The 24,186-nt window shown below is 33.4% G+C and carries 22 protein-coding genes; all 22 read left to right on the top strand.

The annotated features are described in order from the left end of the window. Window positions 1–49 precede the first annotated feature (49 nt). Genes BKH41_RS04250 through BKH41_RS04145 form a run of 22 tightly spaced genes read left to right on the top strand, consistent with a single transcriptional unit; the run spans window position 50 to window position 24,172 of the window. Window positions 50–586: an adenylyl-sulfate kinase gene (locus BKH41_RS04250; protein ID WP_095297318.1), complete on the top strand. Its 537-nt coding sequence runs from the start codon at window positions 50–52 to the stop codon at window positions 584–586. Between the two features lie 15 nt (window positions 587–601). Beyond that, entirely contained in the window at window positions 602–1,783 is a 1,182-nt protein-coding gene (locus BKH41_RS04245; protein ID WP_095297316.1) for a DUF2972 domain-containing protein, read from the top strand. A 23-nt stretch (window positions 1,784–1,806) separates the two neighbouring features. Beyond that, on the top strand, window positions 1,807–2,985 hold the full coding sequence (locus tag BKH41_RS04240) for a DUF2972 domain-containing protein (protein ID WP_143428706.1): 1,179 nt from the start codon (window positions 1,807–1,809) through the stop codon (window positions 2,983–2,985). 37 nt (window positions 2,986–3,022) lie between these two features. After that, window positions 3,023–4,228, top strand: a complete 1,206-nt coding sequence (locus BKH41_RS04235) for a hypothetical protein (protein WP_095297312.1) — start codon at window positions 3,023–3,025, stop codon at window positions 4,226–4,228. Beyond that, a complete protein-coding gene (locus BKH41_RS04230) occupies window positions 4,215–4,985 on the top strand; it encodes a class I SAM-dependent methyltransferase (protein WP_095297310.1) in 771 nt (256 codons plus the stop codon). Before BKH41_RS04235 ends, BKH41_RS04230 begins: the two co-directional genes overlap by 14 nt. 16 nt (window positions 4,986–5,001) lie before the next feature. Beyond that, a complete protein-coding gene (locus BKH41_RS04225) occupies window positions 5,002–5,784 on the top strand; it encodes a methyltransferase domain-containing protein (RefSeq protein WP_095297307.1) in 783 nt (260 codons plus the stop codon). A 10-nt stretch (window positions 5,785–5,794) separates the two neighbouring features. Then, window positions 5,795–8,119 carry a PEP-utilizing enzyme gene (locus BKH41_RS04220; protein ID WP_095297305.1) on the top strand — a complete coding sequence of 775 codons (2,325 nt, stop codon included), beginning with the start codon at window positions 5,795–5,797 and terminating at the stop codon, window positions 8,117–8,119. After that, a complete protein-coding gene (locus BKH41_RS04215; RefSeq protein ID WP_095297303.1) occupies window positions 8,116–8,715 on the top strand; it encodes a gamma-glutamyl-CDP-amidate hydrolase in 600 nt (199 codons plus the stop codon). The genes BKH41_RS04220 and BKH41_RS04215 overlap by 4 nt, the downstream gene beginning before the upstream one ends. Next, the gene (locus BKH41_RS04210; RefSeq protein ID WP_095297301.1) at window positions 8,712–9,464 is read left to right on the top strand and encodes a phosphocholine cytidylyltransferase family protein; all 753 of its coding nucleotides are present in this window, start codon (window positions 8,712–8,714) and stop codon (window positions 9,462–9,464) included. The genes BKH41_RS04215 and BKH41_RS04210 overlap by 4 nt, the downstream gene beginning before the upstream one ends. After that, window positions 9,455–10,267 carry a 3'(2'),5'-bisphosphate nucleotidase CysQ gene (locus BKH41_RS04205; RefSeq protein ID WP_095297299.1) on the top strand — a complete coding sequence of 271 codons (813 nt, stop codon included), beginning with the start codon at window positions 9,455–9,457 and terminating at the stop codon, window positions 10,265–10,267. The genes BKH41_RS04210 and BKH41_RS04205 overlap by 10 nt, the downstream gene beginning before the upstream one ends. A gap of 47 nt (window positions 10,268–10,314) precedes the next feature. Further along, window positions 10,315–11,292 (top strand): glycosyltransferase, encoded by a 978-nt coding sequence (locus BKH41_RS04200; RefSeq protein ID WP_180762732.1) that lies wholly within the window; start codon window positions 10,315–10,317, stop codon window positions 11,290–11,292. Continuing rightward, complete coding sequence (locus BKH41_RS04195; protein ID WP_095297295.1) at window positions 11,289–12,662, top strand: glycosyltransferase; 1,374 nt, start codon at window positions 11,289–11,291, stop codon at window positions 12,660–12,662. Before BKH41_RS04200 ends, BKH41_RS04195 begins: the two co-directional genes overlap by 4 nt. Then, window positions 12,659–13,837 carry a glycosyltransferase family 9 protein gene (locus BKH41_RS04190; RefSeq protein WP_095297293.1) on the top strand — a complete coding sequence of 393 codons (1,179 nt, stop codon included), beginning with the start codon at window positions 12,659–12,661 and terminating at the stop codon, window positions 13,835–13,837. The genes BKH41_RS04195 and BKH41_RS04190 overlap by 4 nt, the downstream gene beginning before the upstream one ends. 55 nt (window positions 13,838–13,892) lie before the next feature. Further along, window positions 13,893–14,729, top strand: a complete 837-nt coding sequence (locus BKH41_RS04185) for a glycosyltransferase family 2 protein (RefSeq protein WP_095297291.1) — start codon at window positions 13,893–13,895, stop codon at window positions 14,727–14,729. Next, window positions 14,726–17,074 (top strand): UDP-N-acetylglucosamine 2-epimerase (non-hydrolyzing), encoded by a 2,349-nt coding sequence (gene wecB, locus BKH41_RS09645; RefSeq protein WP_143428704.1) that lies wholly within the window; start codon window positions 14,726–14,728, stop codon window positions 17,072–17,074. The genes BKH41_RS04185 and wecB (BKH41_RS09645) overlap by 4 nt, the downstream gene beginning before the upstream one ends. Then, entirely contained in the window at window positions 17,064–18,059 is a 996-nt protein-coding gene (locus tag BKH41_RS04175) for a glycosyltransferase family 2 protein (protein WP_095297289.1), read from the top strand. The genes wecB (BKH41_RS09645) and BKH41_RS04175 overlap by 11 nt, the downstream gene beginning before the upstream one ends. Window positions 18,060–18,069: 10 nt before the next feature. Further along, on the top strand, window positions 18,070–19,230 hold the full coding sequence (locus BKH41_RS04170; RefSeq protein ID WP_095297287.1) for a glycosyltransferase: 1,161 nt from the start codon (window positions 18,070–18,072) through the stop codon (window positions 19,228–19,230). Further along, on the top strand, window positions 19,164–20,306 hold the full coding sequence (gene wecB, locus BKH41_RS04165; RefSeq protein WP_257875401.1) for a UDP-N-acetylglucosamine 2-epimerase (non-hydrolyzing): 1,143 nt from the start codon (window positions 19,164–19,166) through the stop codon (window positions 20,304–20,306). Before BKH41_RS04170 ends, wecB (BKH41_RS04165) begins: the two co-directional genes overlap by 67 nt. After that, on the top strand, window positions 20,303–21,253 hold the full coding sequence (locus tag BKH41_RS04160) for a Gfo/Idh/MocA family oxidoreductase (RefSeq protein ID WP_095297284.1): 951 nt from the start codon (window positions 20,303–20,305) through the stop codon (window positions 21,251–21,253). Before wecB (BKH41_RS04165) ends, BKH41_RS04160 begins: the two co-directional genes overlap by 4 nt. Next, window positions 21,250–21,825 carry an acyltransferase gene (locus tag BKH41_RS04155; RefSeq protein WP_095297282.1) on the top strand — a complete coding sequence of 192 codons (576 nt, stop codon included), beginning with the start codon at window positions 21,250–21,252 and terminating at the stop codon, window positions 21,823–21,825. The genes BKH41_RS04160 and BKH41_RS04155 overlap by 4 nt, the downstream gene beginning before the upstream one ends. After that, complete coding sequence (locus BKH41_RS04150; protein ID WP_095297280.1) at window positions 21,815–22,897, top strand: DegT/DnrJ/EryC1/StrS family aminotransferase; 1,083 nt, start codon at window positions 21,815–21,817, stop codon at window positions 22,895–22,897. Before BKH41_RS04155 ends, BKH41_RS04150 begins: the two co-directional genes overlap by 11 nt. 9 nt (window positions 22,898–22,906) lie before the next feature. Next, window positions 22,907–24,172, top strand: a complete 1,266-nt coding sequence (locus tag BKH41_RS04145) for a nucleotide sugar dehydrogenase (protein WP_095297278.1) — start codon at window positions 22,907–22,909, stop codon at window positions 24,170–24,172. Window positions 24,173–24,186 lie beyond the last annotated feature (14 nt).

Here is a 24,186-nt window from a genome sequence, read left to right as displayed (position 1 = left end):
TGCTATAATAAAAAATAATTAATCACTGAAACAAGGACAATACCAAAAAATGAAACACGGGCTTATTATTTGGATAAACGGTCTTGCCGGGAGTGGCAAAAGCACTATAGGAAAAAATCTCTACGATAAATTGAAGCCAACTTTTTCCAACCTTGTGTATCTAGATGGCGATGGATTCAGAGAACTTTTTGGACATTTCAAACACGACAAACAATCTCGAATAAAAGTTGCGCTTAAACGAGCAGATCTTTGCCATTTTTTAGCATCTCAAGGAATTAATGTTATCGCAACAACCATATCTCTTTTTGAAGAAATTTATCAATACAATCGCAAAAAATTTAACTCCTACCTTGAAATCTATATACAATGTGATCTTGATGAGCTCATAAAAAGAGATCAAAAAAACCTATATTCTCAAGCCATCCAAAAACAAATCAAAAATGTCGTGGGTATAGATATCCCTTATGATACGCCTTCCCCAGATATGATTATCAACAATAACAGATTAGATAATCTTGAAGAAAAAACAAATCAAATACTTCATTTTATAAAAGAACATCAAATTCTTCCTGTAAAATTTTTATAATAAAAGGCTTCAAAGATGATAATAACAAAATTGCAACGTCTTTTTCATAAAATCAAAAATAGAGAATTTAAAAAGATTGTACGTTCTATTGCACATAGGATTCCTTCATCCTTAAAGCAACGTTTGCCTCTCCCCCAGACATATTCTTTTTTAATCATAGGCACACACGGTGTAGGTTTGCACTCACTGCTATATTTTATTTCGCTCTGTAAATCTGTCCCCCCCCCCCCAGACAATAAACCTAAAAATGTCCTTCCTATGCCAATGCATCTTTTACACCCTGAATATTGCAACCAGCAGATTACCTTTGAAGTTTATTGGCATCTCTTCAAGGGTAATGGCTATGGAAAATGGGGTTTTACGCAAGATGGTTATGGTGCAAATAAAACATCTTACATAAAAACACATTTGAATAAAAAAGTTCCTGCCGTATGTTTAGTCAGAGATCCTATATCTGCATTGATATCCCATATTAATTATTGTGTCTTAAGGGATATGTTTCATAATGAATTTGATGTCCATAAAAACTACATAAAAAACTTTCTTGATGATGAATCTTTTTTAAACAGCACAGTGTGCTTTGAAAAAAATATCTCCCAAATGGCTGACGCCACGTCTGAAGTTCTCTATATAGATACAAAAGAGTTGATGGGAGAATCAACGATAAACACTATGCATAAAATTGCTAAATTCTTTGATATCGTTCCCCCATCCGATCAAGAAAAACTTTTGATTAAAGTCAATGACTCTTTCAGCAGGTGTTTTCCTTACTGCTTCAAGGTATCCAACCAAAAAATAATGATTTCAAGTTTTGAAGGAATTTTTGATCCCAAAGATCCAGAAGTCATTTACAACAAAAAAGATACTAGATTTTATCTGAATAAAGCCTATATATCAAAACAATTCCCACAAAGACGACTCTATATTTCTACTGAAAAACCCATTCGAAAAACCCCTGAAATAATTGATGAAATAAACAAGGAAACAGAAAAATATTTACAAAAAGTCCAAAATATTCAAGATTACTATAATCAATACAAACTTACCGAAAATAATGTATTTGAATATTTAAAATCCCATCCCAAAACTTTAACCCATCTCAAAAAAATTTTAAAAGACCAAACCGATATCATCAGAAAGAATGCCCCTCATATTTTTGAGAATTGGATATACTATCAAGACTTTTTAAAACTCTAAATAAAATACAGGAAATCATCAATTTGATTCAAATACTTAAAAAGAAATATCAATCTTTAGCACAATGCATCGAATTTGGCGAATATGATAGAATCATTGCTGCTATTTTGGGCAAAAAGATATCACTCTGGACCAACACTCTCAAACCTCATCGATATCGGTATATAATGCTTGCTTCACACGGAACAGGCAGAAATGCTTTTTGGCACTTCTTGCAAGCCTGTAATGCATATCCTATGAGAAAATTTGATATAGGCTGTATGGATAAAACAGCTTTTTTTAGTTGGAGAAAAATATATGGCATTGTTTCAGATAGAGATATTTCTCATTTGCCCTCAACCTTAAAATTTATCACAAAACTTGACCATAAAGTCCCAGTATTTTGCTTAGTAAGAGACCCTATTTCAATTATTCGCAGTGGTGTCAATATGACACTAGCTTCTAACCTGATGGGGGGGGGGGATAATGTTTCTATCCAAGAAGTCCTAAAATCTTATTTAGAGTCATATGCACAAATGCCTCATCATTTTATATTTACAACCTCCCCTAAACAATTCTCATCCCTCACTCAAGAGCTTATTTATATTGATATGAAAGAACTTTCTGCTCAAAAAGCTTTTGATACAATGAAAAAAGTATGTCAAAAAATAGGACTCCCCGCTCCAGATTCCAACGAAATTTTTTCCAAAAAAATTGCAGATTCCCTAGCATTGAATATTGAAAAAGATTTCTTTTTTTCAAAGAATAAAATTATGCCTTGTGATGTATATCTTAAAATTCTTCCTTATGAAAATACATTGCATAAAAAATTTATTTTTTTAGTAGAAAAATTTTCTAGCCCACACCTTCAAGAACAAATGATCTCTATTTGTTTAATCGGAAAAAATAAGCGAGATATTCGAAAAAAAATACTTAAAAATAAAAATGCTCTTGATTTTATTCTAGAAAAAATCAACGATTACGCAATACAAATCAAAGAAAAATTTGCAAGATATGAAGAATTAAAAATAAACGAAAATGATGTTTTAAAATATTTTGAAAATGACCCAGTCTTATATGATAAATTTAATCAATTATTAGAATATGAAGTTTCAGGCATCAGAAAAAATACACCGCAAATTCCTGAAAATTGGGTATACTACAATAAATTTTTAAGTATAAAAATACCTGAGAGGGGTCAATGTCAAAATGACGCTCCGTAAAAAACAGCTCATAATATCAATCTCAAAGATATAATTAATGTTTATGAATACTATTTGCAGAAAAGCAAACTCTTTCTTGAGAATCATCAAAGGCAGAAAATGGGGTTTTTTATGGACAAAAATACCATTTTTGAAAAAATCTTTAAGCCTTACCAATTTTTTTCCTCATCCTCAAAATTATCGCTATATCCTCATTGGCGGTCACGGCTTAGGAATGACTGCATTGATATATTATCTTGAGAAAATTGGAGCCAAACCTATGGAAATATGGTCTCACGAAGTCATTAGACCATTTATATTTTATCGCAATTTTGATGGCTTGGTATTGGATAAAACTCCCCTAAATAAAAATGCAAAAAACATCTTAGGAACTCTCCGAAAAAAAGTTCCTCTGTATCAAATCATCCGCGATCCGATCTCTGTTATCAAAAGCAATGTAAATGTGACAATGTTTCAATGTATTTCACAAATCAATTCTCAAGAAGATGCGACAAATAAATTATTTCAAGTGATTAATAACAACCCTCATATAATGTTTTATTTTGCTTCCACAAGAAAGCTTATTGATCATATCATCACAGATGTTTCTTACATCAGAATGTGTGATATTGATGATAAAAATATGCCTGTTACTCTAAAAAATATTGCCAATCGATTTAACTATAAGACCAATGGGGGGGGGGGTGCAGACAATGAGAGCGTTGTTAAAGGCTCTTTATTCCCGCGTTGTTTTCCTCACGTTTTTAATATCGATGGTTATGATTTTATCCTCTGCACTCACTCAAGACTTCAAACCAATAGTAGAAAAGAAATGGACACAGACACAAATTTAAGCGAATATCAAAAAATTCCAAAATCATATACGATTATCAAAAATAATATTATTGTGAAAGATTTTCCTCAATACCCATTGGTTCTTATCGCGTCAAGTTCCAAAGTTCCCCCTGAAAATTCAATCAAAAAAACCGATGATTGCATCAAACAATATATTGATTATGCCTTAAAACAAATTGCCAAACATCAAACATTTATATTTACTGAAAGCAAAATCATTGATTCTCTTAGTTCCAATCGAGATTTTTCCCTAAAATTGGCGTATAAAATCTATGACGAACTTTCCTTTATCAGAAGAGAAAAGCCTGAATTTCTAGCAGAGTTTATCTATACGCAAAAATTTTTACAACAATATAATATTGATATATTTTCAAATTCAACTACAAAGGATAATAATGAATCAAGGTGATTTTACTGAGGTAGCCAAACATTACCACAACAGACCTGCCTACAGCTCAATGCTTTTGGAAAAACTTCTTTTATGTGTCAATCCCAAACAGATCGAAAGAAAGGAATTTGAAGTGACAGAAGTCGGAGCAGGCACAGGCAAACTTACAAAAATGTTGGCAAACTTCAATCTTAAAGTTACAGCCATAGAGCCAAACGACGCAATGAGGTCTGAAGGAGAAAAATATACAAAAAATACTTCAGTCATCTGGAAAAAAGGTGATGGCGAAAACACTCTTATGCCTGATAAATCTGCAAACTGGGTAATTATGGCGAGTTCATTTCATTGGACTGATCCTGAAAAATCTCTCCCTGAATTTGCCCGTATTCTGAAAAATAATGGTTATTTTAGTGCGATTTGGAATCCTCGCAATATTTTGGAAGATTCAATTTTTTATAAAATTGAAGAGGAAATAAAAAAAATAGTTCCCGAACTCAAAAGAGTAAGTTCAGGAAAACAAAATGCAAAAAAATGGGAAGAAATACTTGTCTCTACAGGAGATTTTCAAGATTGCTTCTTTATGGAATGCGACTATCTAGAAATGATGAGTAAAGAACGTTATATGGGTGCTTGGAAATCTGTCAATGATATTCAGGCTCAAGCAGGAGAAAAGAGATGGAAAGAAATACTTGCAATGATAGAATCTAAAATTTCTCATTTGAATATCATTGAAATTCCATATAAAATCCGTGCATGGACAGCACAAAAATCAAATTAATACAAAAGGATAAAAAATGAAAAAAATTGTCGAACAAAATTGGGATTACACTAAGCACGCAAAATACTATAGTTACCGCCCAAATTATGCACCAGAAAGCATTGATATGTTAATCAATCTTATCGCAAAAAACAAGGGGGGGGGGGGCAAAGTAATCCGTGTCGCAGATATAGGCGCAGGTACAGGTAACTTAAGCATTATGTTATCAGAAAGAGAATGTGAAGTGACAGCTGTAGAGCCTAACGATGCTATGAGAGAAATTGGAATGGAAAGAACAAAAAATCAAAATATTACTTGGGTTCGCGCCATAGGTATTGACAGCACTTTGGACTCAGAAAATTTTGATTGGGTAACTTTTGGTAGCAGTTTCAATGTAATGGATCGGTCTCTTGCACTTAAAGAGGCATATCGAGTCCTAAGGAAACAGGGATATTTTTCTTGTATGTGGAATCATCGAGATTTGAATGATCCTATCCAGGAAATTGCTCAAAATATTATTCTTTCTTTAATTCCCAATTATCAAACTGGCACAAGGCGCGAAGATCAAAGACCAATTATTGAGCAACATAAACATCTTTTTGATAATATCATTTATTTGGAGCAAGATTTTTATTTTCATCAAGATATTGAGAACTATATCCTTGCTTGGAAAAGTGTAAAAAATCCCTATTGGGACTTGGATACTCCTGAAGGTGCCGAATTATTCGAAAAAATATCCTATCAGATGAAACACCAACTACCCACTGAGTTCGACATCAAATATACCACCCGATGTTGGAGTGCTAAAAAAGTAAATTGAAGGAATCTATTTGAAAAAATTAAGCTTTAAAACCAAAGGAGAAAATCTAGCTGCCCTATCACCCATCATTAAAAAAGCAAAAATTCTACCTTTGTGCTTAATCCAAACAGAAACACTCGATGACAATATTGAAGCTATTATGACTGATATCTCCAAACTTGGAGAAACTATCATCATAAGAAGCTCAGCTTCAAATGAAGATACTTTAGAATCCTCTCAAGCAGGAGCATTTTTAAGCATTGGAAATATTCCTACTTCCGATAAAAAAAGTGTCCTACAGGCTTTAAAAGCAGTAAAAGACTCAATGGGAGAGGGCAAAAATCTTATTTTGATCCAGCCTATGCTCAAAAATCCTCAAATGTGCGGGGTTGCTTTTAGTGCAGATAAAGACAATGGAGCACCATATTTTTGTATAGATTATGATCCTAGTGGCAATACAAATAGTGTGACTGCAGGCATAAAATCAGATCTAATCCATATTGTCTCACATCGAAGCCATAAACCCAAAAATCATCTGATTGCCAAACTTAAAGAAGCCATCTTAGAATTGGAAGAAATTTTTGATAATAATTATTTGGATGTAGAATTTGCCATTGTTTCAGAAGATATCTACATTTTACAAGTCAGACCATTAATAATGAAAAACAAAGATATCTTTTTTAACTCTATTACTGATAAAGCCTTACAAAAACTTTCTATAAAGATCAATTCTCTCAAACAAAAACATCCTCATATTCTAGGAAATAAAACAATCTTTGGCATTATGCCAGACTGGAATCCAGCTGAAATCATCGGACTAAAGCCCAAAAGACTTGCTATTTCTCTCTATAAAGAACTGGTTACAGACAATATTTGGGCTTACCAAAGAGATAACTACGGATATAGAAATCTTCGCTCTCACCCATTAATGTATTCTTTTTTAGGCATTCCTTATATTGATGTACGACTTTCTTTTAATTCATTTATTCCTAAAAGCTTAGATGATGCCATTGCTGATAAGCTTGTAAATTACTATCTTGATTCATTATCAAAAAAACCACATTTGCACGACAAAATTGAATTTGAAATTGTTTTATCCTGTTATGATTTAAATCTACCCAAAAAGCTACTCAAACTTAAAAAATATGATTTCAATCAAAATGAACTCAAAAGAATAGAATTTTCTCTTTTAGAACTCACAAACAATATTCTTGATAGCAGAACCGGTCTTTATCTCAAGGATCTTAATCGGGTAAATCGCTTAGAGGAGCGCACTCAAGCCGTTATGCAATCTTCCTTATGCACGATTGATAAAATTTATTGGCTAATTGAAGATTGTAAGCGTTTTGGAACATTGCCTTTTGCAGGGGTTGCAAGAGCTGCATTTATAGCAATGCAAATTTTAAATTCATTGGTTGAAACAGGTTTTTTCACTACTCAAGAAAAAGATGATTTCTTACTTTCCTTAAATACAGTTAGCAAAGAACTCGCTTTTGATGTTTATAAACTCTCTCAAAAACAAATAGCAAAAGAAAAATTTATAGAAAAATACGGACATTTAAGGGCTGGAACTTACAATATTCTTTCTCCGTCATATAAAGATGCATTTGAGGAGTATTTTTCACATAATTCTTTACTGCCCAAACCCGCCCAAAAGACAAATTTCAAGTTAAACTTCAAAAAATCCAAAGAATTAGATATTTTACTCAAGCAAAATGGGCTTTATCTGAATGCAGAGGAACTTTTTATCTTCTTAAAAACAGTGATTGAAGGCAGAGAATCAGTAAAATTCAAATTTACAAAAACTCTTTCAATTATCTTAGATTTAATAAGCGATCTTGCAAAAGAAACAAGTATTTCCAAACAAGATTTAGCCCATCTAGATATTCGTTCTATTCTTTCGCTTCAATCAAGCCTTTATAAAACCGATATTGAAGAATATTTTTTAAACGATATCAAAAGAAATAAAAAAGAATATGAGACTACAGCTGCGCTAAAACTCCCCTCTATTATCTTAAATGCCCAAGACGTATTTTACTTTGAAAATACAAAAACAGAACCCAATTATATTACCACTAAAACTATTGTTGCACCCACTGCTAGCGAAAATGACAAAGATTTAGAAAACAAAATCGTACTTATCCATTCCGCCGATCCGGGATATGACTTTTTGTTTGCAAAAAATATCGCTGGCCTCATCACTTGTTATGGTGGTGCAAATTCCCATATGGCTATTAGATGTTCAGAAATTTCATTGCCCGCCGTTATTGGGGTAGGTGAAGAAAAATTCTCTCAATATAAAAAAGCAACAAAACTGCGTATTGATTCTCTCAATCGGCAGGTATTTATCCTATGATAGGCATCACTCAAAGACTTGAAGAAAATCCAAGCTATTATGAAATTCGAGAAGCCTTGAGTTGCGAATGGGGAGAATTTTTCAACGATCTTGATTTTTTACCCTTAAGCTATAGCGTTCCTTTTGAGAGATATGTTGAAAAAATCAATGCCGTTATTTTCAGTGGCGGAAACGATTTATATGCATTAAATCCTCAAACCATTAATAAAAAACGAGATGCATATGAAACAAAAATCATTAAACATTGCCTGAAAAAAAAACTACCTTTATTGGGTATTTGTAGAGGTGCGCAAATGATTGCACATTTTTTTGATTCTACACTTTGTCAAAAAAATCATCACATCACCCCCGCCCACCCTATTGTCCTCCTAGAAGACAATAACGAATATGACGTCAATTCTTACCATAATTTTGCCATCACAAAACTAGGAGAAAATCTCATTCCCCTAGCACTTGGAAAAGATGGCAGTATTGAAGCGTATCAACACAATTCACTGCCAATTTTTGGCATAATGTGGCATATAGAACGGGAAAAAACGCAAACCTTTCCTTCCCAAATGATTTGGAAAAATTTTTTAAAAGAGGTCAAAAGATGAAAGCTCTTATTTTAGCAGCAGGCAGAGGTACGAGGTTAGCACCACTTACAAATACGATTCCTAAATGTATGGTTCCTTACCAAAATAAGCCCATTATTGATTATGAACTCGATGCTCTCAAATGCAATGGCATTGAAGAAATTGCTATTGTAGGCGGTTATTTATATCCGGTTTTGCAAAATTATCTCAAAGATAACAATCTACGATTTTTTATCAATGATCGTTTTATGGTAACCAATATGGTTGCCACAATGTTTTGTGCAAAAGATTTTATGCTTGAATGCGTAAATGATAAACAAGATTTAATTATTTCTTATGCAGATATTATTTACAAACATAATGTTGTTGAAAAATTGAAAAATTTTAAAGCAGAACTTGCAATCATTATAGATAAAGACTGGGAAAAACTCTGGAGAGAGCGTTTTGAAGATCCTCTGATTGATGCTGAAACACTAAAAATCAAAGGAGATAAAATCGTAGAAATCGGCAAAAAACCAACATCCATTCAAGAGATACAAGGGCAATATATTGGTCTTTTTAAAATTTCGTATGATTTTTTATCTGTTGTAATTGACTTTTATGAAACTCTCGATAAAAACGCCATTTATGATGGAAAAGATTTTGACAATATGTATATGACAAGTTTTTTGCAAGCCCTTATTCATAATTATCAAAATGCTTCGCCTGTTTTTATCCACAGAGGTTGGACAGAAATAGACGTTTTGGAAGATTTAAAAGTATGCTTATAAAACAAGATTTTTTATATTCAGTTATTGAATTAGCTCTACAAGCAGGTAAAATTATCCTAAAATATTATAAAAATACACACTTTGAACTTAAAAAAGATGGAACTCCCTTGAGTCAAGCAGATTTACAATCGCATTATTTTCTTACTCACGAACTCCAAAAAATGAATTATGCGCCTGTCTGCTCTGAAGAGGATCCTATGGAATATCAAGATAGAAAAGATTTGCCATTTTTATGGCTTTTAGATCCCCTTGATGGCACTAAAGATTTTCTAGCTCAAAACGATGGTTTTACTGTTAATATCGCACTTTTAAAAAACAATCTCCCTATTCTTGGTGTTGTCTATGCCCCAGCTCTTAAAGAACTCTATTATGCAACCAAAAACAATGGTGCTTATTTTTGTCAAATACAAGAAACATTTAATCCAGATAATTCTATTTCTTTAAACTGCTTCAATGCAAACAATTCAAGAAAGCCTATCGCTTGCATAAGCAATTTTCACAATACTAAAGAAACCCAAGAATTCATTCAGCGCTACAATCTTGAAACCCTTAAATTAGGTTCATCACTTAAGCTATGTGCTCTTGCTTCAAAAAAGGCTGATATCTACCCAAGATTCAATGGTACAAAAGAATGGGATACTGCAGCAAGCGATATTATTCTCTCTGAAAGCGGGGGAATCATCTTAGATATAGAAACAAAAAAGATTCTATCCTATAACAAGCCCGATCTCAGGAATAATTATTTTATTGCCTTCTCTAAAGACCAAATAAATGGGAAGATTTATCGCGACTTTCATTCCTGATATGCTATAATTTCCATTCATTATTTTTAAGAAAAGGTTTGAAGAAATTGAGCTCGCTTGCCCCTGTTCTTATCACTGTTTATGATAGGCTTGATTGCCTTCAAAATGCAATCGCATCATTAAAAACAAACAATGAGTGCAACAAAACCGATCTTTATATCGTCTCAGATTATGCATATCAAGAAGAGCATAAAAAAATAATTTCGCAAATCAGGGAATATATTAAAAATATTAAAGGATTTCAAAAGGTAGAGGGGATTTTTTGGGATCATAACAAAGGTAGTTTTAATTCCGCCCAAGATGCAATGAAATATCTATTTAGCAAATATGATAAGGTTATTTTCTTTGAAGATGATATATTAGTTTCCAATCGATTTTTAGAATATATGAATAATGCCCTAGAATTTTATAAAGATGATCAAAGAATTATTTCAATTGCTTCGCACAGACACCATAAAATTAAAATACCAAAAGAATATCCCTACGATGTATTTTTGCTTAAAATTTACTCACCCTGGGGAAGTGCGATCTGGAAAGACAGATATGAAAGCATTGATTGGGAGTTAAAAGATGTTGATTCATTTCTTAAGGACAAAGAGCAAATAAAAGCTTTTAATAATATCTCCACTCATATGCTCCCAATTTTACTTGATATGCTCAATAAGAAAAAAAAATATGGTGATGCGATCATCTGCTACAATATGCTAAAATCCAAGCGTTATACATTATTTCCTATTGAACCTTTGTCTGTCAATAGAGGTCACGATGGAAGAGGCGAGCATTGCGTTGAAGATATAGAATTGCAAAACCAAGTACTTGCGATGGATTTTTACCCAAGTCTGACTAAAAATTTACCCTATGATACAACTATAGGCAAAATGCATCATAAAGTTTTTTATTCTTTTCGCAGAGATTTTTTAGAACCATTTTTAAAAAAAATTTATCTTTATCGACCCTTAAGATTTCTTAAAAAACAAATTGAAAAAATTATCTTTCCTCGCAAAAAATTTTGGAAATCTTATTGAAAATATTACATTTAGTATCCCAAGATTTTGGCGGAGCAGGAAGAGCAGCCTTAAGGCTACATTTAAGCCTCCTTGCCCTATCTGAATTAAATAAACCCATAGAATCAATTATGCTTGTCCAAGATAAAAGTAGCGATTCAATAAATGTTTTACGCCTTGCAAAAACAAAACCACAAAAAATAATGGAAAAACTCCGTCCTTTAATAGCCTCCTTACCTTTGTTATTTTATCCTAAAAGGCATAAAGACATATTCTCTGCCAATGGTTTAAGTAACAATGTTTTACTCAAGGCTATTGAAAAAATCAATCCTGATATTGTTCATCTACATTGGATTAATAATGGTTTTTTCAATATCAAAGATTTAAAAAAAATCAAAGCCCCACTCATTTGGAGTTTGCACGATGCCAACGCATATACAGGCGGCTGTCACATAGTACCAACGACTTGCATACAGGTTGGCAATCACTGCAAAAAATGCCCATTATTGGATTCAAAATTTTCCTTTGATTTGAGCTACCACACTTTTGAGACAAAAAATAAAACTTATAAAAATCTCAATCTAACTATCAATGGTCTCAGCCATTGGATCTCCCAATGTGCAAAAAATTCTGCTCTTTTAAAAAATAAAAAAATTATCAATCTTCCCAATCCCATCAATACTGAACTTTATTGCCCAATAAACAAAGATATTGCACTTGAAATCTTAAAGCTTTCTAATTCTAAAAAAACCATTGTATTTGGAGCGATTAATGCCACTGCAATCGGTAGAAAAGGTTATGTGCAACTTAAAGAAGCTCTCAAAATTTTAAAAAACAAACAAGAAATTAGAACGATTATTTTTGGAGCAAGCAAAAATGGAACAAACGATTCAAAAGATAACGAAACAATCGAAACTCATTATTTGGGCTATCTCCACGATGATATCAGTTTAAAATTAATTTATAACGCTGCAGATATAGTTATTGTGCCAAGTTTGGCAGAAAACCTAAGCAATACAATTATGGAATCCTTATCTTGTGGCACACCCGTAGTGGCTTTTGATACAGGAGGAAATTCTGATATGATAGAACACCAAAAAAATGGTTACTTAGCAAAAAAATTTGACTGCAATGATTTGGCCAAAGGCATTGAATGGATTTTAAATCTTTCTCCTGCTTCCTATAAATTAATCAGTCAAAATGCACGAAAAAAAGTTTTAGAACATTTTGAATCTTCATTAGTTGCTAAAATGTATATTAAAGCTTATGAAGATATCTTAGGAGGGGGGGGGGGCAAACAAACTTTAATCCTCTATAGTTTTCTTTCTTATCTCTATCTACTCCATATCTATAGTTTTTTAATTGCCCGAAATATCAAAGAAAGTCGATGAAAACTTTCTTTAAAAAAATTTTAAAGAAAATCAGAAATTTAATATTTTCAATTATAGATTCTTGCGCCTGCCATACTGCGCCAAAATTTAATCCCCAATCCTTGATTATCATTCGAACTGATGCTATTGGAGACTATATTTTATTTCGAAATTTTTTAGAAGTCTTAAAAAAATTTTATCCCAATTATCAAATCACTTTTTTGGGAAATAGTATTTATCAAGATTTTGCCTTGCACTTAGACGGCAAGTTTATTGATCAGTTTATCTGGTTTGATAGGAATGCTTTTCTTAAAAATCCTTTTTATAGAGCAAAATTTATTGCCTCTGTTACCAAGATAACTTATGATTACCTACTCGACCCCATCTACTCTAGAGATCTGCATACAGACATTTTCTTATCAAAAATTATCCGTGCAAGAGAAAAAATAGCTCCTCAAGGTGATTGTTCCAATACTACTTTAAAATCCAAACAAAAAGCCGATAAAATTTTTAATCGCTTGCTCCCAAATAAAAACGAAATTTTATTTGAATTTGATAGAAATAGGGAATTTTTTGAGCATTTATTAAAAACAAAAATTGAAATCAAGCTTTCTATAAATCCTAACGATTTGCCCTCTTTTAATTTTCTTAAACAAACCTTCAAGATTTCATCACCCTATATTGTGCTTTTTATCGGTGCAGGTATGGAATTTAGAAAATGGGATATAAAAAATTTTTCCAACATTGCTTGCTATATCATCAAAAAATACCATCATCATATTGTCTTATGTTCAGGTAAAGAAGATATACAAAATGCAAAAATAATTGAATCTGGAATTCCTAATCTTTCAAAACTCAAAATTCATAATCTCGTAGGGAAAATCACACTTTTAGAATTAGGGGCAATCATCAATTATAGCAATATGTTAATCTCTAATGAAACCTCTGCACCCCATCTGGCAACTGCTCTAAATACTCCCTGCATTACAATCTCAAATGGCAACCACCTATCTCGCTTTACTCCACCAAATTTTTACACCAATTATCATCTCATCTTACATCCTAGCCTCAAAGGAGAGATAAGATATCATAGTCAAACCTTTAATCAGCCGAATTACCAAAGCAAACTTAATATCAATGAGATCACTCCTGAAATGCTCTATCTGATTATTGATAATCTCCTCAAAGAGCAATAGCACCAAATTATGCTATAATGCACAAAATTCAAGATATTTATCCGGATCAAAAAATATGCCTAAAACTGAAGAATTCATCAAGGTTTCAATTATCACCGTCGTTTATAATGATATTGCTCATATAGCTCAAACCATTGAATCAATTCTTTCACAAACCTATCCAAACATAGAATACATTATTATTGATGGAGACAGCACTGATGGCACAAAAGAAATAATTCAGAACTATATAGATACCAAGCCTGCCTGTTTCAAACACTCTATTACAAAATTTGTCAGCGAAAAAGATAAAGGTGTTTATGATGCAATGAACAAAGCAATGAAGTTTGCCAATGGCGAATGGTGTAATTTTATGAATAGTGGGGATATTTTTCATAAAAATACTACTATAGAAGAAATATTTAGAGAATATCAAAAATTATCTGATAAAAAAATAAGCGTGTTTTATGGAGATGTGCGGATTATTTTTGACACAAAACATTCCAAAATTGTAAAAAGCGCACCAAACAATTATAAATGCCATCATCGTTTCAATCTCAACCACCAATCTGCATTTATTAATACTAAAATCCAAAAAATTTATCCTTATGATACTCGATTTAAAATTGCTGCTGATTCAGATTTTTTTACAAAAATCTATCATCTTGGTCATAAATTTCAAAAATTTGAAATCGTGGTTTGCGATTTCAATCTAGAAGGCATTTCAAGTTCTTTATCTTGGAAAATATTTTCAGAATTCTGCACAATCGGTTACAAATACAATAAACTTTATCCTATTATGCTTGGAACGAAATATATATTTTGGAATATTCCACGAACAATTTTACGCAACCTCTTGCCTAAAAAATACAGAAATTTTGCAAGGGTAAAATTTGGTGCAAAAAAGCAATGATGCAAAATCCTCTCTTTTCTGCTCAAAAACCTCTCAGAATCCTTTTTATGCGCTCCAATCCCTGCAATCCCGATGTTAAAGTTTTAAAAGAAGTTAATTCTCTCTTAAAAGCCAACACTCAAATCAAGATTTTAGCTTGGGATAGGGGCAGTCAAACGGATTCAATTTCAATTCAAAATCTTAAAAATGGAAATGTACTGATTGAAAAAATAGGGATAAAAGCGAGCTATGGAGGAGGAATAAAAAATGTCTTTCCATTTTTAAAATTTCAAATCAAAGCATTTCTTTATTTATTCAAAAATCACAAAAATTTTGATTGTTTTCACGCCTGTGACTTTGATACAGCTTTTGTGGCATTTATCGCATCAATATTTTTCAAAAAAATACTCATTTATGATATTTTTGATTATTATATTGATGCTTACAGCGTGCCAAAAAAAATTAAATTTTTAATAAAAAAAATTGATACTTTGATTATCAATAAAGCCGAAGTATGCATCCTCTGTTCTGAAGAAAGACAAGTTCAGATATTGCCTGCAAAGCCAAAAAAACTTGTTATTATTCATAATTCACCTTCTGATTTTAAACATCAAGACACTCTTGGCAAATTAAATGCTAATAAAATCAAAATTGCCTATGTTGGTATATTTCAAGAAGGTCGTTATCTATCAGAGCTTCTTGAAATGGTTGCTTGCAATAAAGATTTTGAACTCCATATTGCAGGATTTGGAGTTTTAGAGTCCAAAATAAAACAATACGCCCAAAAATATTCAAATATTCTGTTTTATGGAAAGATTTCTTATGAAGTTACATTAGAATTGGAACAAAAATGCGATGTAATACCAGCACTCTATGAACCAACTATAAAAAATCATCAATTTGCTGCACCTAATAAATTTTACGAATCGCTATTCCTTGGGAAACCTACCGTGATGATTAAGAATACAGGAATGAGTCAAATCATTCAAAAATATCAAATCGGAGAGGTCATCGAATTTTCTATGCAAAATTTAGAAACTGCCATAAGAGAATGTTGTAAAACTGATAATGAGGAAAAAGCAGTTAGAAGAAAAAAAATCTATAAAGAATTTTATTCTTGGGAAGTAATGGAGCAAAGACTTTTTTCTATCTATCAAAGTTTTTCTCCTAATTTTTTTAAAAAACCTATTATTTGTGCAATTTTTGGAACTAGACCCGAAGCAATCAAAATGTGTCCACTTATCAAAGAACTCAAGCAGAATCAAAGTTTTGACACGATTGTGATTTTAAGTGGCCAACATAAAGATATGGTCAATCCAATACTTAAAATTTTTAAACTTAAAGAAGATTATAATCTTTGCATTGCCACCAAAAATCAAACTCCTCAGTCTGTTACCATAAAAATTCTCACAGCCCTTGAGCAGATTTTTCAAAACTTTAAGCCAAATATTGTCTTGGTTCACGGAGATACCTCAACCTCATTTGCTTCAAGCCTAGCTTGCTTTTATCACCAGATACCTATAGGACACATTGAAGCAGGATTACGCACTTATAATATTAAAGCCCCCTTCCCTGAGGAATTTAATCGCCAAGCAATCAGTTTAATCACAAACTTACACTTTGCCCCTACCCCATTAAGCAGGCAAAATCTTATCAATGAACAAAAAAATCCTCAAGATATCTTTGTCGTAGGAAATACGGCCATTGATGCTCTAAAAACAACTATTAAAAAAGACTATCATTCTTTGATTTTTGAGTGGATTGGAAAGGATAAGCTTATTGTCTTAACTGCACATAGAAGAGAGAATATCCCGCAAGGCTTAGAAAATATTTTTAAGGCTGTTAAAATGCTTCTTGAAGCAATGCCAAACCTAAAAATCATCTACCCCATTCATCCTAACCCTATCATTCAAAAAATTGCAAAAAAAATTTTAAACGACTTAAAAAATATCAAAATCATTCCTCCTTTGGACGTAGTTGATTTTCACAATCTCTTAAATCGCTGTGATCTTATCCTTACTGATAGTGGTGGCATTCAAGAAGAAGCGCCTAGTCTTGGTAAGCCAGTTTTGGTCTTGCGTGATACAACCGAAAGAATTGAAGGGGTTGAAGCGGGCACATTAAAATTGGTAGGGACAAATAGCTTAAAAATCTTTGAAGAATCTTTTAAACTCTTAAATGATTCAAAGCTATATGACAAAATTGCAAAGATAAAAAATCCTTATGGAGATGGGCATTCAAGTCAAAAAATTGTACAAATCTTAGCAGATTTTATCCATAGCGATAAAATTTCTCGTAAGGGGGGGGGGGCATATAAAATAAAAACTGCTTTGCTCTTCCCTCAAGAAGAGTTATATGCAGCCTAAAATTTCTATCATTATCCCAGTTTATAATGCTGAAAAATATATTCGCAGATGTTTGGATTCTTGCATCCATCAGACCTTAAAAGAAATAGAAATTATTGTTGTAGATGATTGTGGAAATGACGACTCTATTAAAATAGCCCAAGAATATGCAAGTAAGGATTTAAGAATTACTATTTTATATCACATTCAAAATTCAGGATCATTTCAAGCTAGAAAAACAGGGATAGAATATGCAAAAGGTCTTTATTGTATGTTTTGCGATAGTGATGATTTTTTAGACACTCAAGCTTGTGAAAATGCTCTTAATATCATAACAGTTAAAAAAGTTGATATATTAGCCCTCAAAATGCAACATTTTCCAAAAACCTTTAAGCGCATTAATCCCTATATCTATAAGGGCAGATTTAGGAACAATCAAATGCGTCAAATTTTTGCCAAAAGTAGGGATGCAGAAAGTTTAGGGAATAAAATTATTTCTACTCAAGTGTTAAAATCAGCCTGCAAAACACTAGATTTTGTGAAAAACCCCCTTCTATTTTCTGAAGACGGGTTATTGTTATTGGTCGCAAGTTTTTATGCCCAAAGCTATTATGGTCAAGACAATATAATATATTATTATTGTGATAACGAACAATCTATAACGCGTCAAAATACAATAAAAAATTTATATAGAAAATATATAGATTTAGAATATATTTTAGATATATTAGAGGAATTGAAAATAATTTTTCCTAATTATGCAGATTTCATCAAAAGTTATGGTAATAAAACTGCAAGTATGTTGATTATGCAAGCTCGATTTTTTAAAAAAGAGCATTTCTATCAAGCCCATAGAATTTTAAGTAAATATAATTTTTCCAAAAAAACCTTACCTGCAAGCATTTATATAAAATCAGTATTTCTATCTTTACGCTATCATTTCAGATGGCAAAATTTAATTAGATTGATCACCTATTTAATTAGTTTTGGAAAAATAAGAATCTAGGTAATTTTAAATGCGCAATATAGAATTCCAACTTCTTGGAAAAGCTGATGAAAATAATCCCTCAGCAATTTCGCGTACTCAAATCTCAAAATGGGAAAAAGAAGGCATTATCATCTATTTGGGAACGACTGAAGATGTGAGAGAATACCTTGCAAATGCATCTTGCATCGTTTTACCCAGTAACTATCGCGAGGGGATTCCAAGAGTATTATTAGAAGCAATGGCAACCCATAAGCCCATCATTACAACTACAGTCCCTGGTTGCAAAGAAATGGTTGCAAATGCCAAACAAGATAAATTCGATGGAATCCTTATTGGAGATAACGGCATCTTATGCCAACCCAAAGACAGCCTTTCTCTCAATAAGGCCATAGAATATTTTTTAAATCTAAGCCCGCAAGAACGCTATAAAATGGGTAGATCAGGCGGAGAATTTGTCAAAAAATTCGATATAAAAAAAATCATTGCATTCTACAAAAGCAGGCTTAATATCCAACCCCAAAAACTTAGCTTTACTTCCAATACTTCTTTTGGAATGTATCATTTCAGACTTGAAGTTTTAAAAGAACTTCAAAATGAGGGTTTTATTATCCATATTTTATCCCCGAAAGACGATTATAGCGACAAGCTCATCCAAGAGGGTTTTTTTCATCATCCCATTAAAATGGATCCCAAAGGACTCAACCCCTTAAAAGATTTGCAAACTTTTTTGCAGATCAAAAAAATCCTTCGCTCCATCTCGCCTGCCATCAGTTTTAATTACACTATAAAACCAGTTATTTACGCTTCTTTGGCGTGCAGGATACTAAAAATCCCGACAATCAATATCATCACAGGACTTGGCTATGTCTTCACAAACAAAAGCTTTAAAAAAAGAATTTTAAGGGCGTTAGTCTCTAAAATGTATCAAATATCTCTCAAAAAAAGCAGAGAAGTTTGGTTTCTCAATCTTGATGACAAAAAAGAATTTATCAATAAAAACATCATTTCAAGCCAAAAGGCTTTTCTGTTAGAAAGTGAGGGGATTAATCTAGAATATTTTACACCTAATGACAACAATACCCCGCAAAACAAAGATGTCTTTTTATTCATCGCAAGAATGCTTTGGGACAAAGGAGTGGGCGAGTTTGTCCAAGTGGCCAAAGCATTCAAAACTCCAAAAAATCAATGAAAATCCTTACGATTTTAGGCGCAAGACCCCAATTTATCAAAGCCGCTTGCCTAAGCAGAACATTTAAAAATCATCCCATCATAAAAGAAATTATTCTCCATACTGGACAACATTATGATCAAAAAATGAGCGAAATCTTTTTTAGAGAATTACAACTCCCTAAACCTACTTATCATCTCAAATGCACGCAAAAAAATCGCTTCAAAATGATAGGAACAATGCTAAAAGACATAGAAGAAATTATGTACAGACAAAAACCTGATGCAAGCCTTGTATATGGCGATACTAATTCCACACTTGCAGGAGCACTTGCAAGCTTTAAACTTGGTATTCCTATTATCCATATCGAAGCGGGTTTGCGCAGCTTCAACTCTCAGATGCCCGAAGAAACAAATCGTATTTTTACAGACAAGCTCAGTACGCTTCTTTTTTGCCCCACAAAACAAGCGATTACCAATCTCGAGAATGAAACATCTCTACAAGAAAATAATATGCAAAAACGCCATATTTTTTTATGCGGGGACATTATGCAAGATAATGCACTCCACTACGCCCCGTATGCAAAAAAACCTGCGATTTCTATCAAATCAAAATTTATACTTGCCACCCTCCATCGCGCCCAAAACACAGATAATCCAAAACGTTTAGGCTCTATCTTAGAGGCTCTTAAAACCATTGCATCTCATACTCAAGTCATCTTCCCTGTCCATCCAAGGACACTTCAAGCCCTAAATGCCTCTCATCTCAACTCTGCACCTCTTACTTTTACCCCGCCTGTAAGCTATCTTGAAACCCTTTGGCTTCTAAAGCATTCTCAAGCCGTATTTACCGATAGTGGCGGTTTGCAAAAAGAATCATATTTTTTTAAAAAACCCTGTTTTATTCTCAGAGAAGAAAGTGAATGGGAAGAATTAATCCAAACAAGATGTGCTATTTTAGTAGGGGCTGAAAAAGAAAAAATTATTCAATCTTTTGGTAATATGCCTTATTTATTTACAAAACACTTCCCATCAGATCTGTATGGAAATGGAAATGCAGGGAAAATCATTGTAGAAAAAATTTTGGAGACATTATGATATCTTTTGGAATCATTGGAGTTGGAGGATATGTCGCCCCTAGACATCTCAAAGCCATCAAAGATACGAACAATACACTTGTTTGCGCACTTGACCCCAAAGATTCGGTAGGCATTTTGGATAGTTATTTTCCAAATGCAGACTTTTTCACCGAATTCGAACGATTTGACCGCCATATCAATAAACTCAGACGCAAGAAAGAAAGTGTGGGCTATATTTCGATTTGCTCCCCTAACTATCTTCACGACAGCCATATTCGTTTTGCCCTAAGAAATGGCGCAAATGCAATTTGTGAAAAACCTTTGGTCTTAAATCCTTGGAATATCGATGGATTAAGTGAAATACAAAAAGAAAGTGGGGCAAAAGTCTGGAATATCTTGCAACTTCGCCTCCATCCAAGTATTATTAAACTCAAAGAACAAGTACAAAAAGAACTTCAAGATAATCCCAGTAAAATTTATGACATCACCCTTACCTATCTGACCAGCAGAGGAAAATGGTATTTTGTCTCGTGGAAAGGCGATGAAAGCAAAAGCGGAGGAATTGCTACAAATATCGGTGTGCATTTTTTTGATATGCTTTGCTTTATTTTTGGCGCTCCTCAAAAAAGTAGTGTTCATATCTCTAAGCCCGATTGTATGGGGGGCTACTTAGAACTTAAGCACGCTAGAATCCGGTGGTTTCTTTCCATCAACGCCAATCATATTCCCCAAGAATTTCAAGATAAAAAAACATATCGCTCCATCATTATCGATCATCAAGAGATTGAATTTAGCGATGGCTTCACAGATTTACATACCACAAGCTATAAAAATATTTTAGATGGAAAAGGTTTTGGGCTAGAAGATGCTAGAACCTGTGTCCAAATCATTCACGACATAAGAAATACCACACCTATAGGACTTGTCGGGGATTACCACCCTCTATGCCAAAAAGGCTTGGAATGAAAAACTTTATCCACCCCTCAAGCATTATAGAACCCGATGTTTTTATCGGCAAAGAGTGCAAAATTTGGCATTTTTGTCATATCCTAAGCGGAGTGACTATCGGGAATCATTCCTCTTTTGGACAAAATTGTGTCATAGGACCAAATGTCAAAATCGGAAATCATTGCAAGGTTCAAAATAATGTCAGCATTTATGAAGGTGTAGAATGTGAAGATGATGTCTTCATTGGACCTTCAGCCGTTTTTACCAATGTCTATAATCCCAGAGCCTTTATCGTGCGAAAAAATGAATACAAAAAAACACTTTTAAAGAAAGGTTGTTCTATTGGGGCAAACGCGACAATCATTTGTGGCATCAGCATAGGAGAATACGCTTTTATAGGCGCAGGCGCACTCATTAGAGAAAATGTAAAACCTTTTGCATTAATGGCAGGCGTTCCTGCCAAACAGATCGGTTGGGTAGATAAAGCCGGCAATAAAATGATTTTTGATATTCAAAATAATGCTATTGACAGCTATGATGGTGCAAAATACACTCTTACAAACAATGAGGTAAAAATCCTTGAAAATTGACTTTGCCAATCTGGGTAAAGCCCACCAAGAATATGAAAGCGAGATTTCAGAAGCAATAAATAGAGTGCTAAAATCTTCACGCTTCATTATGGGTGAGGAAGTAGAAGCGCTTGAAGAAGAGCTTTGCGCTTTTCTTGGCTACCGATATGCCATCACCTGTTCAAGCGGAACATCTGCAATTTTACTTTCCCTTTTAGCAATTAGAATCAAAAAGGGAGACGAGATCATTACTACTCCGTTCAGCTTTATCGCTGCTGCAGAAATGATTGCTCTCATCGGTGCAAAACCTGTTTTTGTCGATATAGACCCCCATACATTCCATTTAGATGCAAATCTCATTCAAAAAGCCATTACCAAAAAAACAAAAGCCATACTGCCTGTAAGCTTGTTTGGATTAAGCCTACAGACAGACACACTCCATTCTATTGCCAAAGCTTATGACTTAAGCGTCATTGAGGATGGAGCGCAAAGCTTTGGAGCAAATCATAAAAACAAAAAAAATCTTAGCAAAATCATTACCACAAGCTTTTTTCCCTCTAAGCCATTGGGGTGCTACGGGGATGGAGGAGCAGTATTTTGTAATGATAAAGAGCTTGCTGATACCATCAAATCCTTAAGAATCCACGGGCAAAACAAACGCTATAAACACTCTCATATCGGACTTGGAGCAAGACTCGATGCGCTTCAAGCAGCTATTTTACGTGTCAAACTTAAGCACTACCCCCTCCAAATTATAAGACGTCAAGAAGTAGCCAAAACCTATCAAAAATACCTTGCAGATAAGCCTGTTATACTGCCTCAAGTACCTAAAGACAGAGAAAGTGTATATGCACAGTATTGCATCCTCTCTACTCATAGAAAAAATCTAGAAAAAAATCTAGAAAAAAATAACATTCCTTATGCCATTCACTATCCAAAACCATTACATCTTCAGGCTTGCTTTAATTATTTAGGGTATCAAAAAGGCGATTTTAAGATTGCCGAACAGATTTCAAAAAAAATTTTAAGCCTTCCAATGAATCCATACTTAAGCGAAAATGAAATCGCATTCATCTGCAAACACGTGATATGAGGAAAAATAATGAATAAGACCATCGCCATCATCGGATTGGGTTATGTCGGGCTTCCTCTAGCATTAGAATTCGGTAAGATTTATCCTACAATAGGCTTTGATATAAACCCTCTACGGATCAAAGAACTTCAAAAACACAAAGATACCAACCTCCAAGCCAAAGTTGAAGATTTTACAAAAGCAAACTTACTAGTTTTTAGTTCAAAACAAGACGATCTGAAAAAAGCACATATCTACATCATTGCCGTCCCTACCCCCATCGATGCCTATAAAAAACCTGATATTTCGGCATTACTTCAAGCATCAGAGCTTGTCGGGAGATTTCTGAAAAAAGGAGATATTGTCATCTATGAATCTACGACTTATCCGACTTGCACCGAAAATAATTGTGTTCCAATTTTGCAAAATATAAGCGGACTTATTTTTAATCAAGATTTTTTTGTAGGCTACTCGCCTGAACGAATCAATCCCGGAGATCCTAAAAATACACTTACAAATATCATAAAAATCACTTCAGGAAGCACAGACAAAATCGCTTGTGAAATTGATAATCTCTACGCCTCTATCATTCCTGCCGGAACATATCTTGCCCCCTCTATCAAAGTTGCAGAAGCTGCCAAGGCAATCGAAAACGCTCAAAGAGATCTCAATATCGCCTTTATGAATGAACTTGCCATTATTTTTGAACGCCTTGGCATTGATACACGCGAAGTGCTTAAGGCTGCAGGCACAAAGTGGAATTTTTTGCCTTTCACTCCCGGACTTGTTGGAGGACACTGCATTGGAGTTGATCCTTACTATCTCATTCATATTGCCGCATCTTTTGGATACCATCCAAAAATCATAGCTGCTGGAAGGTATGTCAATGACCTTATGCCTGCTTTTATCGCCCAAAAAATGATCAAATTGCTCTCAAAAAATGCTATTGGGGCATTAAATGCCAATATCTTAATTTTAGGGATCACCTTTAAAGAAAATTGCCCCGATATCCGGAATTCTAAGGTTCCTGAAGTCAGGCAAGAGTTGCTTGACTTTGGCTGTAATGTGCATATCTATGATCCGCTTGCAAATAAAGAGGAAGTCAATAAAAAATACGGCTTTAAAACCTTAAATTTCCATTCTTTAGATCAAAAACAAATACAATATGATGGGATTATACTCGCAGTCGCCCATACTGAATTCAAAAATATCGATCCTTGCACACTCTTAAGCAAAAATGGGGTTATTTATGATCTCAAAGGCTTTTTTAAATCCAAGGCACACGCTAGATTATAGGCTTGAATTCTTTG

Source organism: Helicobacter sp. 12S02232-10, assembly GCF_002272895.1.
In the GTDB taxonomy this organism is placed as follows: domain Bacteria; phylum Campylobacterota; class Campylobacteria; order Campylobacterales; family Helicobacteraceae; genus Helicobacter_J.
This window is presented reverse-complemented; position numbering and strand designations above follow the sequence as displayed.